11 protein-coding genes are annotated in these 12,831 nt (G+C 71.2%); 10 read left to right on the top strand and 1 reads right to left on the bottom strand.

Annotated features, from left to right (window positions below; all coding sequences use genetic code 11):
- Positions 1-23 precede the first annotated feature (23 nt).
- From BJ969_RS26190 to BJ969_RS26170, 5 genes are all read left to right on the top strand, one after another.
- On the top strand, positions 24-692 hold the full coding sequence (locus BJ969_RS26190) for a TIGR00266 family protein (protein WP_184483359.1): 669 nt from the start codon (positions 24-26) through the stop codon (positions 690-692).
- 283 nt (positions 693-975) lie between these two features.
- Positions 976-1,179, top strand: a complete 204-nt coding sequence (locus tag BJ969_RS26185; protein WP_184483357.1) for a cold-shock protein — start codon at positions 976-978, stop codon at positions 1,177-1,179.
- A gap of 134 nt (positions 1,180-1,313) precedes the next feature.
- Positions 1,314-2,621, top strand: a complete 1,308-nt coding sequence (locus BJ969_RS26180; protein ID WP_184483356.1) for a protein kinase domain-containing protein — start codon at positions 1,314-1,316, stop codon at positions 2,619-2,621.
- Between the two features lie 301 nt (positions 2,622-2,922).
- Complete coding sequence (gene groL, locus BJ969_RS26175) at positions 2,923-4,560, top strand: chaperonin GroEL (RefSeq protein ID WP_184483354.1); 1,638 nt, start codon at positions 2,923-2,925, stop codon at positions 4,558-4,560.
- A gap of 849 nt (positions 4,561-5,409) precedes the next feature.
- On the top strand, positions 5,410-7,434 hold the full coding sequence (locus tag BJ969_RS26170) for a glycoside hydrolase family 84 protein (RefSeq protein ID WP_184483352.1): 2,025 nt from the start codon (positions 5,410-5,412) through the stop codon (positions 7,432-7,434).
- A 6-nt stretch (positions 7,435-7,440) separates the two neighbouring features.
- On the opposite strand, the gene BJ969_RS30925 is transcribed toward BJ969_RS26170, so the two are convergent.
- Positions 7,441-7,788, bottom strand: coding sequence for a PspC domain-containing protein (locus BJ969_RS30925; RefSeq protein ID WP_184483350.1), 348 nt, complete (start codon positions 7,786-7,788; stop codon positions 7,441-7,443).
- Positions 7,789-7,932: 144 nt separating this feature from the next.
- Between BJ969_RS30925 and BJ969_RS26160 the strand changes: the two genes are divergently transcribed.
- The 5 genes from BJ969_RS26160 to BJ969_RS26140 all read left to right on the top strand — a co-directional run bounded on the left by BJ969_RS26160 (position 7,933) and on the right by BJ969_RS26140 (position 12,745).
- On the top strand, positions 7,933-8,490 hold the full coding sequence (locus BJ969_RS26160) for a suppressor of fused domain protein (protein WP_184483348.1): 558 nt from the start codon (positions 7,933-7,935) through the stop codon (positions 8,488-8,490).
- Positions 8,491-8,742: 252 nt separating this feature from the next.
- Complete coding sequence (locus BJ969_RS26155) at positions 8,743-9,621, top strand: AAA family ATPase (protein WP_184485828.1); 879 nt, start codon at positions 8,743-8,745, stop codon at positions 9,619-9,621.
- Between the two features lie 184 nt (positions 9,622-9,805).
- Positions 9,806-10,993, top strand: a complete 1,188-nt coding sequence (locus BJ969_RS26150; RefSeq protein ID WP_184483346.1) for a vWA domain-containing protein — start codon at positions 9,806-9,808, stop codon at positions 10,991-10,993.
- Positions 10,986-12,098: an XdhC family protein gene (locus BJ969_RS26145; protein ID WP_184483344.1), complete on the top strand. Its 1,113-nt coding sequence runs from the start codon at positions 10,986-10,988 to the stop codon at positions 12,096-12,098. Before BJ969_RS26150 ends, BJ969_RS26145 begins: the two co-directional genes overlap by 8 nt.
- A gap of 113 nt (positions 12,099-12,211) precedes the next feature.
- A complete protein-coding gene (locus BJ969_RS26140) occupies positions 12,212-12,745 on the top strand; it encodes a DUF4232 domain-containing protein (RefSeq protein WP_184483342.1) in 534 nt (177 codons plus the stop codon).
- Positions 12,746-12,831 lie beyond the last annotated feature (86 nt).

The raw sequence follows: 12,831 nt of genomic DNA, 5'->3' as shown, positions 1-12,831 counted from the left end.
CGGGGCGGTGGAGGGGAGCTGCTGTGCAGGTACGGAACCGGCACACGCCGACGTTCGGAGTGGCCCGGTTGCTGCTCGCGCCGGGGGAGCCCGCCCGGATCGCCACCGGTTCGATGCTGGCCACCAGCTACGGGGTCGCGGTGGAAGCCCGCGGCGGCGGCCTGCTCAAGTCGCTGACCAGGAGCGGTTCTTCCGGCGGGGCCACGTGCACCGCGGGACAGCAGGGCGGCTGGGTCGACGTCGCCCCCGCGCTGCCGGGTGATCTGCACGTGCTGGAGCTCGACGGCCACGGCTGGTGCGTGGCGAGCGCGGCGTGGCTGGCTTCGGCGGCCGGGGTGCAGCTCGACGACCAGTGGGCCGGGTTCAAGAACCTCTTCGGCGGGGAGCGCGGATTCCTGCGCCACGCGAGCGGTCAGGGGCCGCTGGTGCTGGCCTGCTACGGCGCGCTGGACGTGATGACGTTGCAGCCGGGGGAGTTCCTCACCGTCGACACCGGGCACGTGGTGGCCTACGGCGAGAACGTGCAGACGCGGCTGCGGCAGCTGGGCCACGGGGTGGCGCAGTCGTTGAAGACCGGCGAGGGCCTCGTGTTCGATTTCGCCGGCCCGGGGCAGGTGCTGGTGCAGACGCGGGATCCGCGGTCGATGGCGACCTGGTTGCAGTCGCAGGGGTCGGGCTCGCCGCGTTCCTGACCGCCGCATTCGCCCGTTCGGCATGCCGCGGTGAAAGCGAGCGGCGGTTTTCCGAAGTCGAATACCGTGGAATATTCCAGGATTTTCCACTCCTCGATTCGGTGTAGTGGAATGCGGTCCACTACTCGCAGTCGCGGGTAAATCCACTCTTTTGGAGCAGTATTTAGCGGAAAAGTCGCAATGGTCGACAGCGGACGAATCGGTCCGGCTCCGGTAGCGTCATCCGTGCTCCATCGGCGCTTTATCGGGGCGCCGTGCGTCACATTTCAATGAGGAGGACGCCGTGGCGGTCGGCACGGTCAAATGGTTCAACTCGGAGAAGGGGTACGGCTTCATCGCCACCGATGGTGGTTCAGATGTGTTCGTGCACTACTCCGCGATCAACATGTCCGGTTTCCGCACCCTCGCCGAAGGTGACCGGGTCGAATTCGAAGTGAAGGCGGGGCGTGACGGCCGAAGCCAGGCTGACGGCGTCCGCAAGGTCTGAAGCTCGTCGCCCAGTGGCCCGCCCCGTTTCGAGGGGCGGGCCACTGGGCGTTCCGGGCCGAGTCCGCATCGATGCGAGATCGGACTCGCGGAACCCGAAGACGGAGGTGATCGCGGGACGTTAGGCTGCTTCGCGTGTCGGAAGACCTCACCGGGCGCCGCCTCGGCCACTACAAGATCGACGGAGTCCTCGGCCGCGGCGGTATGAGCGTGATGTACCGCGCCACCGATACCCGGCTGGGCCGCAAGGTCGCGCTCAAGATCATGGGTGAGCACATCACCGGTGACGCCGAGTTCCGCGAGCGGTTCGTCGACGAAGCCCGCAACACCTCGGCCATCGACCACGCGAACATCGTGCCGCTGTACGACTTCGGCGAGGTCGACGGCATGCTCTACATCGCGATGCGGCTGGTCGACGGATCGGACCTGGCCAGCCTGATCAAGGACGGCCCGATCTCGCCGCCGCGCGCGCTGGAGCTGCTCAGCCAGGTCGCCGAGGCGCTCGACATGCTGCACGAGCGCGGTCTCGTGCACCTCGACCTGAAGCCGGCGAACGTGCTGGTGACCTCGCGGGAATCCTCCAGCGAGCACGTGTACCTCGCGGACTTCGGGCTCACCCGGCGCGGCGCCACCGGCCACCGCACCAGCTCCGGCGACTTCCTCGGTTCCCCGACCTACGCGGCACCGGAACACCTGCGCGGCGAGCCCGTCGACGGCCGCACCGACCTGTACGCGCTGTGCTGCATGCTGTTCGCCTGCCTCACCGGCCGCCCGCCCTTCCAGGGGCAGGTGCAGGAGGTCATCCAGGGGCACCTGAGCACCGCGCCGCCGTCGGCGCTGTCGCTGATGTCGCTGCCGGTCGGGCTGGACGAGGTGCTGCGCAAGGGCATGTCGAAGAAGCCCGACCAGCGCTACGACACCTGCAAGGAGCTGATGGCGGCGGCGAAGGCCGCGCTGAACGCGCCCCCGGACGCGCCGACGAAGAAGACGATGCCGACCGTCGGCCCGCCGTCCGGCCCGCAGTTCGCCCAGCAGTCCGGCCCGCTTCCGCAGCAGCAGCCCGCCCCGGCGCCGAACCCGGGCACCGGTCCGCAGCAGGCGCCGCCGCTGCCGCAGGGTCCGCGTCCGCCGAGTCCGTACGGGCCGCAGTACCAGCCGCCGCGCCCGCCGTCCGGTCCGGGCGGCGACCCGGTGCGGCTGCGCCCGCCGATGCCCGCGCAGTCCTCCTCGTTCGCCACGAACAAGGGCGGCGGCTCGGTGAAGTGGCTGGTGCCGCTGCTGATCGCCATCGCCGCGATCGTGCTCGTGATCGTGTTCATCGCGATGGCGTCCTCGGCGGGCGGCGGTTCCGGTGGCTCCGGCGGCGCCCCGCGCTCCGCGGAGAACTCCTCGTCCTACGATCCGGGCAGGCTGCCCACCGAGGTCCCGACCGTCACCGAGTGAGCATGGCGTTGGCCACCCGATGGATGGCCCGCCCGCGGCTCGAACGGGGGAAAAGCGGCTGGCCGGGGCGGTGCCCGACCTGAGCGGCTTGCACTCGCCGTGCGGGAGTGCTAAACCTGGATCTGGCACTCAGCGCAGTTGAGTGCCAGGTCGGGACGGTGAGGCCGTCCGCGCGTCGCCACACGACGGCTTCGCGTGACCGGTCGTCCGTCGCGGGCACCGAGCCTGGCCGAGCACAGAGTCCTGCCACGGGGTGTACCTGCCTTTCGTGGCGTCCAGATAGGTGGAGGACCACACCGCAATGGCCAAGATGATCGCGTTCGACGAGGAAGCCCGCCGTGGTCTTGAGCGCGGCATGAACACCCTCGCCGACGCCGTCAAGGTGACGCTCGGGCCGAGGGGCCGCAACGTCGTGCTCGAGAAAAAGTGGGGCGCGCCGACCATCACCAACGACGGCGTCTCCATCGCCAAGGAGATCGAGCTCGAGGACCCCTGGGAGAAGATCGGGGCCGAGCTCGTCAAGGAAGTGGCGAAGAAGACCGACGACGTCGCCGGTGACGGCACGACGACCGCCACCGTGCTGGCCCAGGCGCTGGTGCGCGAGGGTCTGCGCAACGTCGCCGCCGGTGCCAGCCCGATCGCCCTCAAGCGGGGCATCGAGAAGGCCACCGAGGCGATCGCCGAGCAGCTGCTCAAGAGCGCCAAGGAAATCGAGACCAAGGACCAGATCGCCTCCACCGCGGCGATCTCGGCCGGTGACCGTCAGATCGGCGAGCTCATCGCCGAGGCGATGGACAAGGTCGGCAAGGAAGGCGTCATCACCGTCGAGGAGAGCAACACCTTCGGGCTCGAGCTTGAGCTCACCGAAGGCATGCGCTTCGACAAGGGCTACATCTCGCCTTACTTCGTCACCGACACCGAGCGGATGGAGGCGTCGCTGGACGACCCCTACATCCTGCTGCTGAGCTCCAAGGTCTCCAACATCAAGGACCTGCTCCCGCTGCTCGAGAAGGTCATGCAGGCCAACAAGCCGCTGCTGATCATCTCCGAGGACGTCGAGGGCGAAGCGCTGTCCACCCTGGTGGTCAACAAGATCCGCGGCACCTTCAAGTCCGTCGCGGTCAAGGCCCCCGGCTTCGGCGACCGCCGCAAGGCGATGCTGCAGGACATGGCGATCCTGACCGGTGGCCAGGTCATCAGCGAAGAGGTCGGCCTCAAGTTGGAGACCGCTGACCTGCCGCTGCTGGGCCAGGCCCGCAAGGTCGTCGTCACCAAGGACGAGACCACCATCGTCGAAGGTGCGGGCGACGACGAGCAGATCGCCGGCCGGGTCAACGAGATCCGCGCCGAGATCGACCGCTCGGACTCCGACTACGACCGCGAGAAGCTGCAGGAGCGGCTGGCCAAGCTGGCCGGCGGCGTGGCCGTCATCAAGGCCGGCGCGGCGACCGAGGTCGAGCTCAAGGAGCGCAAGCACCGCATCGAAGACGCGGTCCGCAACGCCAAGGCCGCCGTCGAGGAGGGTGTCGTCGCCGGTGGCGGCGTGGCCCTGCTGCAGGCCGCCGTGTCCGCGTTCGACGGCCTCAAGCTCGAGGGCGACGAAGCGACCGGTGCCAACAGCGTCAAGCTGGCCGTCGAGGCCCCGCTGAAGCAGATCGCGATCAACGCCGGTCTCGAAGGCGGAGTCGTGGCCGAGAAGGTCAAGAACCTGCCCGTCGGACACGGCCTCAACGCCGCGACCGGCGAGTACGAGGACCTGCTGGCCGCCGGCGTGCCGGACCCGACCAAGGTCACCCGCTCGGCGCTGCAGAACGCCGCGTCGATCGCCGCGCTGTTCCTGACCACCGAAGCCGTGGTCGCGGACAAGCCGGAGAAGGAGTCCGCTGGCGCGGGCGCCGGCGGTGGCGACCCGATGGGTGGCATGGGCGGCATGATGTGACCCAAGCCGATACCCGGGATTCTTGAATCCCAGCTATCGCACGAAGAAGGGCCGTTCCTGCGGGGGCGGCCCTTCTTCGCGTCTAGGGGGCTTTGGAGTCTCCCTGGCTTGGCGTGGGGGTTGGGTTGTGGAGTCTCGCTCGGCTTGGCGTGGGGGGTCGGGTTTTAGAGCCTGCCCGGCTTGGGTGTGTGGCTGGGTTTGTGGAGTCCCGCTCGGCTTGGTGTGCGGCGTCGGGTTTTAGAGCCTTCCCGGGTTTGGGCGTGTGGTTTCGGTGGTGCGTGGAAGGTCGGCTTTAGGGATTGCTTCCACGGCTGGTGTTGCTGGGGTGTCCGGGTAGCGGAACCTCAGCGTCCTTCTCGCTGCGGGATCTTTTTCCCGAGTGGCTCCGCCACGAGGGAAAAAGCTGTCCTCGCGAGAAGGACGCTGAGAACCCGCGGGTGGTCGGCTTGCTTGCGTGGGCTATTCGCTGCGCGAATACAGGCACGGCCTACGGCCGCAAGGCAGGCTGGCTTCGCCGCCCAGGCACGGCTTCGCCGCCCAGGCACGGCTTCGCCGCGAGGCAGGTGGGCTTTGTCGCGCATTGCGCGGCTTTGTCGAGGGAGGGGTGGTTTCGCTCGCTCGTGGCAGGGACTTGGTGGGGGACGGTGGGTTTTGCTTCGTTGGTCTTCGTGGGGGTTGTCGCCTTGGGGTGAGGGACGGTGCTGGGTGTGGCGTCGAACGGGGGATTCCGGGGGTGGCGGTGGTGGGAATCGGTGGCGCAAGCCGGTCAGGTCACGGCGATCGCGGGGGCGGTGTGATCTCCTGAGTGCCGCGTGTTCCGGGTACTACGGGTTGAGGAGGTTCGGGCGGATGGCCAGTTCAGGTGCGTGGCGCCGGGTCGGTGGTGCGGCGGCGATGCTGCTCAGCGCCGCTCTGATCGCCGCGGGCTGCACCGATGCGGCGGCACCGCCTCCGCAGCAGCCCCCGACCGGCGGCGAATCGGGGCCGGCGTCCTACCCGGCCGAAGGAGTGCCGGAAGTGGTGCCGCAGCCGCAGAAGGCGGAACGGCTCGGCGACGACGTGGCGGTGCGCGGCAAGGTCGAACTCGTCGTCGACCCGTTCGTCGACCCGCAGACCCGGGACCTGGCGCAGCGCGTGCTGCGCGAAGCCGGTGCCTCCGACGTCGTCGTGCGCGAACCCGGCGCGGCCGCCGAGGACGCGACACTGCTGGTCCGGATCGGTGACCGGATGGCCCCGGGGATCGTGAAGGGCCTGCAGGCCAACGGCTGGGGAGCCCCCGGTTCGCTGCCCGAAGAGGGCTACGTGTTCGCGGCCCGCGGCGGGCAGGACAGCGTGGTGCTCGGGGCGGACGACGCGACCGGCGCCTACTACGGCGTGCAGACGCTGCGCCAGCTCGCCTCGCCCGGCCGGATCGCCGGGGTCGGCGTCGTGGACCAGCCGAACATGCCGCTGCGCGGCTCGATCGAAGGCTTCTACGGCAGCCCGTGGACGCACGCCGAACGGATGGACCAGCTCGCGTTCTACGGCGACGTCAAGCTCAACACCTACATCTACGCGCCGAAGGACGACCCGTACCACCGGGAGCGCTGGCGCGAGCCGTACCCGGCGGACAAGCTCGACGAGGTCAAGCAGCTCATCGGCCAGGCCGGGGCGCACCACGTGAAGTTCACCTTCGCGCTCTCGCCGGGAACGTCGATCTGCTACAACGACCCCGCCGATTTCCAAGCGCTGCAAGCGAAGTTGCAGGCCGTGTACGACTCGGGGGTGCGGGACTTCTCCGTGCCGTTCGACGACATCTCCTACACCCGCTGGAACTGCGCCGAAGACCAGGAGCGCTACGGCGCACCGGGCGAAGCCGCCGCGGGCCGCGCGCAAGCCGAACTGCTCAGCCGGGTGCAGCGCGAATTCATCGACACCCATCCCGGCGCGCAGCCGCTGCAGACGGTGCCGACCGAGTACTCCGACTACGACGACTCGGCGTACAAGACGGCGCTGCGCGACGGGCTCGACCCGCGGGTCGTGGTGATGTGGACCGGGGACGGCGTGATCCCCGAGCAGATCACCGTCTCGGACGCGGAGAAGGCCGCGCAGGTGTGGGGCCGGAAGGTGTTCCTCTGGGACAACTACCCGGTCAACGACTTCAACAAGTCCGTCGGCCGGTTGCTGCTCGGGCCGTACGGGGAACGCGAACCGGGGTTGAGCGAACAGCTCGTCGGCGACGTGGTGAACCCGATGAACCAGGCCGCGGCCAGCAAGGTCGTCGAGGTCGGCGCCGCCGACTTCGCCTGGAACGACGACGATTTCGACGCGCAGCGCGCGCACCGCGCCGCGGCCCGCTACCTGGCGACGGACCCGTCGGCGGCGCTGCGGCCTGCGTCGGCGGCCGACCCGGAGACCACCCGGGCGCTGCTGGTGTTCTTCGACCTCAACAGCATGTCGCCGCTGGCCAACGGTTCCCCGTGGCAGCCGCCCGCGCCGGAGCTGGAACGTCGGCTGGAGGAGTTCCGCGGCGAGTGGGACGGGGGCGATCGGGCGAAGGCCCTCGCCGGGCTGCGCGACTACGCCCAGCAGATCGCGCAGGCGCCCGAACGGATCCGGTCCTCGGCGCCGAAGGACTTCGCCGCCGACTCCGAGCCCTGGCTGCAGGCCACCGACCTGTGGGGCGACGCGCTCGTGACCACGGTGGACGGACTGCAGGCGCGCCAGGACGGCAACCAGGCGGTCGCCGACGAGCGGTTCGCCGCCGCCGCGGAGCTGGGCCGCCGGGCCGAACAGGTGCAGACGGTGCCGGGGGAGACCCGGCCGCAGGGCGCCGTCCGGCTCGCCGACGGGGTGCTCGACGTCTTCGTCCGGGAGGCGCCGCAGCTGCCCTGATCTCCTTCAGTCCTGCGGGACGAGGACCCAGCAGACCAGGTAGAGCAGGATTCCCGAACCGAAGCCGAGGATGGTGGCGGCGACCAGGCCCACCCGGACCAGGGTGGCGTCCACGCCCAGCAGGTCGCCCACGCCGCCGCACACCCCGGCGATCAGCCCGTCGCGCCGCCGCCGGAACCGCCGATACGCGGGTTCCGCGGCGGCGCCGTTCGTGGTGCCGGTGGTCTGATCGCGGCCGGTGGACTCGGCTCCCGGCACGTGCTCCGCGCCGGGAGCCGCCGTCGCGGTGCTCGCGGACGGGGCATCGACCTGGGCGGTGGTCTCGTCGAAGCGGTGGTTCGTCGTCTCGGTCATGGTCGCCAGCTTGCCGGGCGAGCGGCCCGCGAACCTCCGGGACGCCCCCGGTCGAACCCCGACCTCGCCCACCGCGCGGGCTCAGGGCGCCCCGGGCTCCGCGCGGGCGCGTGACATGATCGGCTCGACGGAAGGGGTGGCGGCATGAGCCGGTTCAGCGGGTTTCCCGCGCACGTCGAGAAGTACGTCGGCACCGTGCGCGGAGCCGACAGCCGGGACACCGAGGGGCGCGAACGCGACTACCACCTCGTGTACTGCGACCACCACTCCGGCCCGTACGTGTCGCTGCTGACCAGCGGCCTGCGCGAGCACACCGCGGGCGCGCCGCTGCCGCAAGAGGTGCTGTGCACGGTGCACGCCGACCAGGAGCGGTACGGGCGGCACCTGACCTCGGTGATCGCCGAGCTGCTCACCGAGTCGAACAGCCGGGTCGGCTACGGCGCGCTGATCATGAACGATCGGGCGCTGCTACCCGGCACGGAGGTCGCGGGCGCGCTCGCCGCGCCGCACCCCTACCTCGCCGACGAGTTCGACGTGCTGCTCGACGAGGACGGCACGCCGGTGCTGCAGCTGATCACGCTGCTGCCGATCACCCGCGCCGAGTCGCAGCTGGTGGCCCGCTACGGCAGGGACGCCCTCTACGACCGCTGGGAACAGCGCAACGTGGACCTCACCGACATCACCCGTCCCTCCGCCGCCTGACGCCCCCGGCGTGTCGGATTTCGCGCGATTTCGCGAGAAATCGAAATAGGTTCGCACGCGAACGGCCTCGATCTCGACCCGAGCGCGGTGTCGTGGCCAGGGGGGATCGTCGGTCGGAGGGGAGCACGCCGGGATGGGTCGTCCTTCGACTTCTCGCGAAATTGGCGGAGGTTGAACAACGTTCGGCGGGATGGTGGAAGTGAGCGGGGGCTCGCTTACGCTCGTGGTGTGGGTGATGACGGTGAGGTGGGGATGTGGTCCCCGAGCGCGGTGGCCGCGGCGTTGGACGATGCGGGGTACCTGCCGAACGCGGGGATCGCGACCGCCGCGTTCCTCGCCCTGAGCATGCGGCGCCCGCTGCTGTGCGAAGGGGAGCCGGGGACCGGCAAGACCGCGCTCGCGCAGGCGCTGGCCAAGGCGCTGGGCGTGGACCTGATCCGGTTGCAGTGCCACGAGGGCATCGACGCGTCGCAGGCCCTCTACGACTGGGACTTCCCGCGGCAGCTGCTGCACCTGCGGACCCTGGAGGCCGCCACCGAGGGCGCGCTGGACGCGGATGCCGCCGAATCCTCGCTCTACACCGAACGATTCCTGCTGGCCCGCCCGCTGCTGCGCGCGCTGCGGGAAGCGCCGTGCGTGCTGCTGGTCGACGAGATCGACCGCGCCGACGACGAGTTCGAGGCGTTCCTGCTGGAGGTGCTGTCCGAATACGCGGTGAGCATCCCCGAGTTCGGCGAGGTCCGCGCCACCGTCCCGCCGGTGGTGGTGCTGACGTCGAACCGCACCCGCGAAGTCCACGACGCGCTCAAGCGCCGCTGCCTCTACCACTGGCTGGAGCACCCGGACCTGGAGCGCGAGGTGGGCATCCTGCGCCGCAGGTTGCCGGACCTGCGCCCGCGGCTGGCCGGGCAGGTGGCGGAAGCGGTGCAGCGGATGCGGGAACTGGACCTGGTGAAACCACCGGGCGTCGCCGAGGCGCTGGACTGGGCGCAGGCGTTGCAGGCCCTGGACGACGACACCTTCGACGCGGACTCGGCCGCCGCCACGCTGGGGGCCGTCCTGAAGTACCGCGAGGACACCGACCGGGTCCGCGCCTCGGGAATCCTCGGCGAACCGGACGATCGGGACTGAGGTCCTTCCGCGCCGGTGGGCCCTGACTCGCCGAACCGGGTCCTGACCTGCGCGCTCGTCGCGGCGAGCGGGACGGCCGAGGGCGTCGGCGTTCGAGCGCTCCGCCGGTGCCGGGCGAGCGCGACTCCGCCCGTCCTGCCGATCAGGCGTCCTCCGGACGCGTTTTTCGCGGCACAATGGGGGAATGGACACGCTCACCGGTCTGGTCGGGTTCGCCCGGTCGCTGCGGTACTCCGGCATGGCGTGCGGGCCCGACCGGGTGCAGGCGTTCCTCGCCGCGACCGAGCACACCGGCCTCGCCGAGCGGTCCGCGGTGTACTGGGCGGGCCGGTTGACGTTGTGCTCCGACCCGGAGGACCTCGCCCGCTACGACGCGGCGTTCACCTCGTGGTTCGACGCGGCACCGCCGCCCGCCGCCGAGGTGCCGAGCGCGCCGCGCCGGACGCGGATCGCGGCGCTCGCCTCCGGGGAGGCCGACGAGGACGCCGCCGACGACGACCCGATCAAGGCGGCGGCCAGCGCCGACGAGGTGCTGCGCCACCGCGACCTGGCCGATCTCGGCGCGGCCGAACGGGAACACCTGCGGCGCCTGTTCGCGCGGTTGCGCCCGGACCCGCCGAGCCGTCCCGCCGTGCGGTGGAGCCGTTCGCGACGCGGACCGCTGGATTCCCGCGCGACGCTGCGGACGATGCTGCGCACCGGTGGCGAACCGCTGCGCCTCGTCCGGCACCGCCGGGCCCGCAGGCCGCGCCGGGTGGTGCTGCTGATCGACGTGTCCGGCTCGATGAGCCCGTACGCGGACGCGCTGCTGCGCTTCGCGCACGTGGTGACCCGCCGCGCCCCGGCGAGCACCGAGGTGTTCACGCTGGGCACCCGGATGACCCGCGTGACCCGGCAGCTGCGCCAGCGGGACCCGGAGCACGCGCTGCGCGCGGCGTCGAAGGCGGTGCCGGACTTCTCCGGCGGCACCCGGCTCGGCGAAACGCTGCGGGCCTTCCTGGACCGGTGGGGGCAGCGCGGGGTCGCCAGGGGAGCGGTGATCGTGGTGTTCTCCGACGGCTGGGAGCGCGGCGACGTGAGCCTGCTCGACGAGCAGCTGCGCAGGTTGCGGCGGCTGGCCCGCGCCGTGGTGTGGGCGAACCCGCACGCCGGGCACGAGGGGTACGCGCCGGTGCAGTCCGGGATCGTGGCGGCGCTGCCGCACCTGGACGGGCTCGTCGCCGGGCACAGCCTCGATTCGTTGCAACGGGTGTGGTCGTGGGTGCTGCGCCTCGGGAATGCGACGGGGGTCACCGGCGCTGAGAAGTCCATGGCTGGGGAAAGGCCGGAAACCCGGGAAAGGCCGGGAACAGCGGAGGTGGCTCGTGCGTGACGTGCTCGATGAGGTGGCCAAGCGGTGGGAGTCCGGTGAGGCGGTCGGCCTCGGCACCGTGGTGGCGACCTTCCGGTCCGCACCACGCCCGCCGGGCGCATCGATGCTGGTGACCCAGGCCGGGGAGGCCGTCGGCAGCGTCTCCGGCGGCTGCGTGGAAGGCGCCGTGTACGAACGCGCCACCGCGGCGCTCGACGGGGAACCGGCCGCGTTGCAGCGCTACGGCGTCAGCGACGACGACGCGTTCGCCGTGGGGCTGACCTGCGGCGGCATCCTCGACGTGTTCGTGGAGCGGGTGGATCGCGCCTCGTTCCCCGATTTCGACGCGGTGACCGAATCGGTGCGCGCGGAGGAGCCGGTGGCGGTCGCGACCGTCGTCGACCACCCCGACGCCGCCCGGATCGGGGCGCACCTGCTGGTGTGGAACGACCGCACCCGCGGCGGCCTCGGGGAGCGACGCGTCGACGACGCGGTGGCCGACGACGCGCGGGGCATGCTCGCCAGCGGGCGCAGCGGAGTCCTGGAGTACGGACCGGAGGGGCAGCGGCGCGGCGAGGGCATGCGGGTGTTCGTGAACTCCTTCGAACCGCCGCCGCGGATGCTGGTGTTCGGCGCGATCGACTTCGCCGCCGCGATGGCGCGCATCGGCTCGTTCCTCGGCTACCGGGTGACCGTGTGCGACGCGCGGCCCGTGTTCGCCACCCGCAGCCGGTTCCCCGGCGTGGACGACGTGGTCGTGGACTGGCCGCACCGGTACCTCGCCGCGGAGGCCGAGGCGGGCCGGCTGGACGCGCGGACGGCGGTGATGGTCCTGACGCACGACCCGAAGTTCGACGTGCCGGTGCTGGAACTCGCGCTCCGGCAGCGGATCGGCTACGTCGGCGCGATGGGGTCGCGGCGGACCCACGACGACCGGATGCAGCGGCTGCGCGAGAACGGTGTGTCCGAGTCGGACCTGGCCCGGCTGTCCTCGCCGATCGGCCTGGACCTGGGGGCTCGAACTCCGGAGGAGACCGCGGTCTCGATCGCGGCGGAGCTGATCGCGCTGCGCTGGGGCGGCCAGGGCGCCCGCCTCGCCGAGACCGAAGGCCCGATCCACCGCTGACCACCGGCGGCCGGGCCTGGTTGTTCCCGCCCCCTTGCGGGAGCAACCGCAGCGGATTCCGCGCGTCCCTCGGAAGGAATGCACGCGAAAGACTTCCGAGAGGGGACGGACGAATGCGGAGCTTCACCACCGCTGCCCTGGCACTGTGCGCCGGGGCGCTGCTGACCACGGGGACCGGTCAGGCCGCCGCGACCGCAACGGTGGACCCTGCTCCGCGGGACGTTTCCGCGTCGAACTGCTCGGGTGAGGACTTCGCGGTCACCTTGCGGGCCCAGGCCGATCCCGGCTCGTTCCTGCTGGAACTGCGCAACACCTCCGAGGAGCGCTGCCTGCTCGGCGGCTGGGTGCGCTTGACGCCCGTGACGGCGAAGGGCACGCCGATCGAGGTGCCGACCGGCTACGTCGAAGTCCCCGCCCCGCCGGTGGCCGACCAGCAGCTCGAACCGGGCGGGACCGCCTACTCCGGGGTGCGCGTCGAGTACGGCGACACCGATTTCACCGCCGTCGGCTTCGATGCGACTCCGGCGGACATGACCGGGAAGTCGCCGACCACGGTCGAAGGTGCCGGTGATCCCTACCCGCGCCTGCCGGTCCGGAGCCTCCGGGTTGGCACCCTCCAGCCGACGCCGGAGAACGTTCTCTTCTGACGGGTTCGCCGAGGTCGGCGGATCAACGGCCGGTGCGCGCGTCGAGATCTCGGCGAGCGGGGATCACCCGGCCATGGGAACCGGGT

The organism is Saccharopolyspora gloriosae (assembly GCF_014203325.1).
In the GTDB taxonomy this organism is placed as follows: Bacteria; Actinomycetota; Actinomycetes; order Mycobacteriales; family Pseudonocardiaceae; genus Saccharopolyspora_C; species Saccharopolyspora_C gloriosae.
This window is presented reverse-complemented; position numbering and strand designations above follow the sequence as displayed.

Coding starts and splice junctions, on each gene's coding strand:
- BJ969_RS30925 (WP_184483350.1), bottom strand. CDS start 7,788: ATGACCGAGACGACGAACCACCGCTTCGACGAGACCACCGCCCAGGTC.
- groL (WP_184483354.1), top strand. CDS start 2,923: ATGGCCAAGATGATCGCGTTCGACGAGGAAGCCCGCCGTGGTCTTGAG.
- BJ969_RS26140 (WP_184483342.1), top strand. CDS start 12,212: ATGCGGAGCTTCACCACCGCTGCCCTGGCACTGTGCGCCGGGGCGCTG.
- BJ969_RS26155 (WP_184485828.1), top strand. CDS start 8,743: ATGTGGTCCCCGAGCGCGGTGGCCGCGGCGTTGGACGATGCGGGGTAC.
- BJ969_RS26150 (WP_184483346.1), top strand. CDS start 9,806: ATGGACACGCTCACCGGTCTGGTCGGGTTCGCCCGGTCGCTGCGGTAC.
- BJ969_RS26160 (WP_184483348.1), top strand. CDS start 7,933: ATGAGCCGGTTCAGCGGGTTTCCCGCGCACGTCGAGAAGTACGTCGGC.
- BJ969_RS26170 (WP_184483352.1), top strand. CDS start 5,410: ATGGCCAGTTCAGGTGCGTGGCGCCGGGTCGGTGGTGCGGCGGCGATG.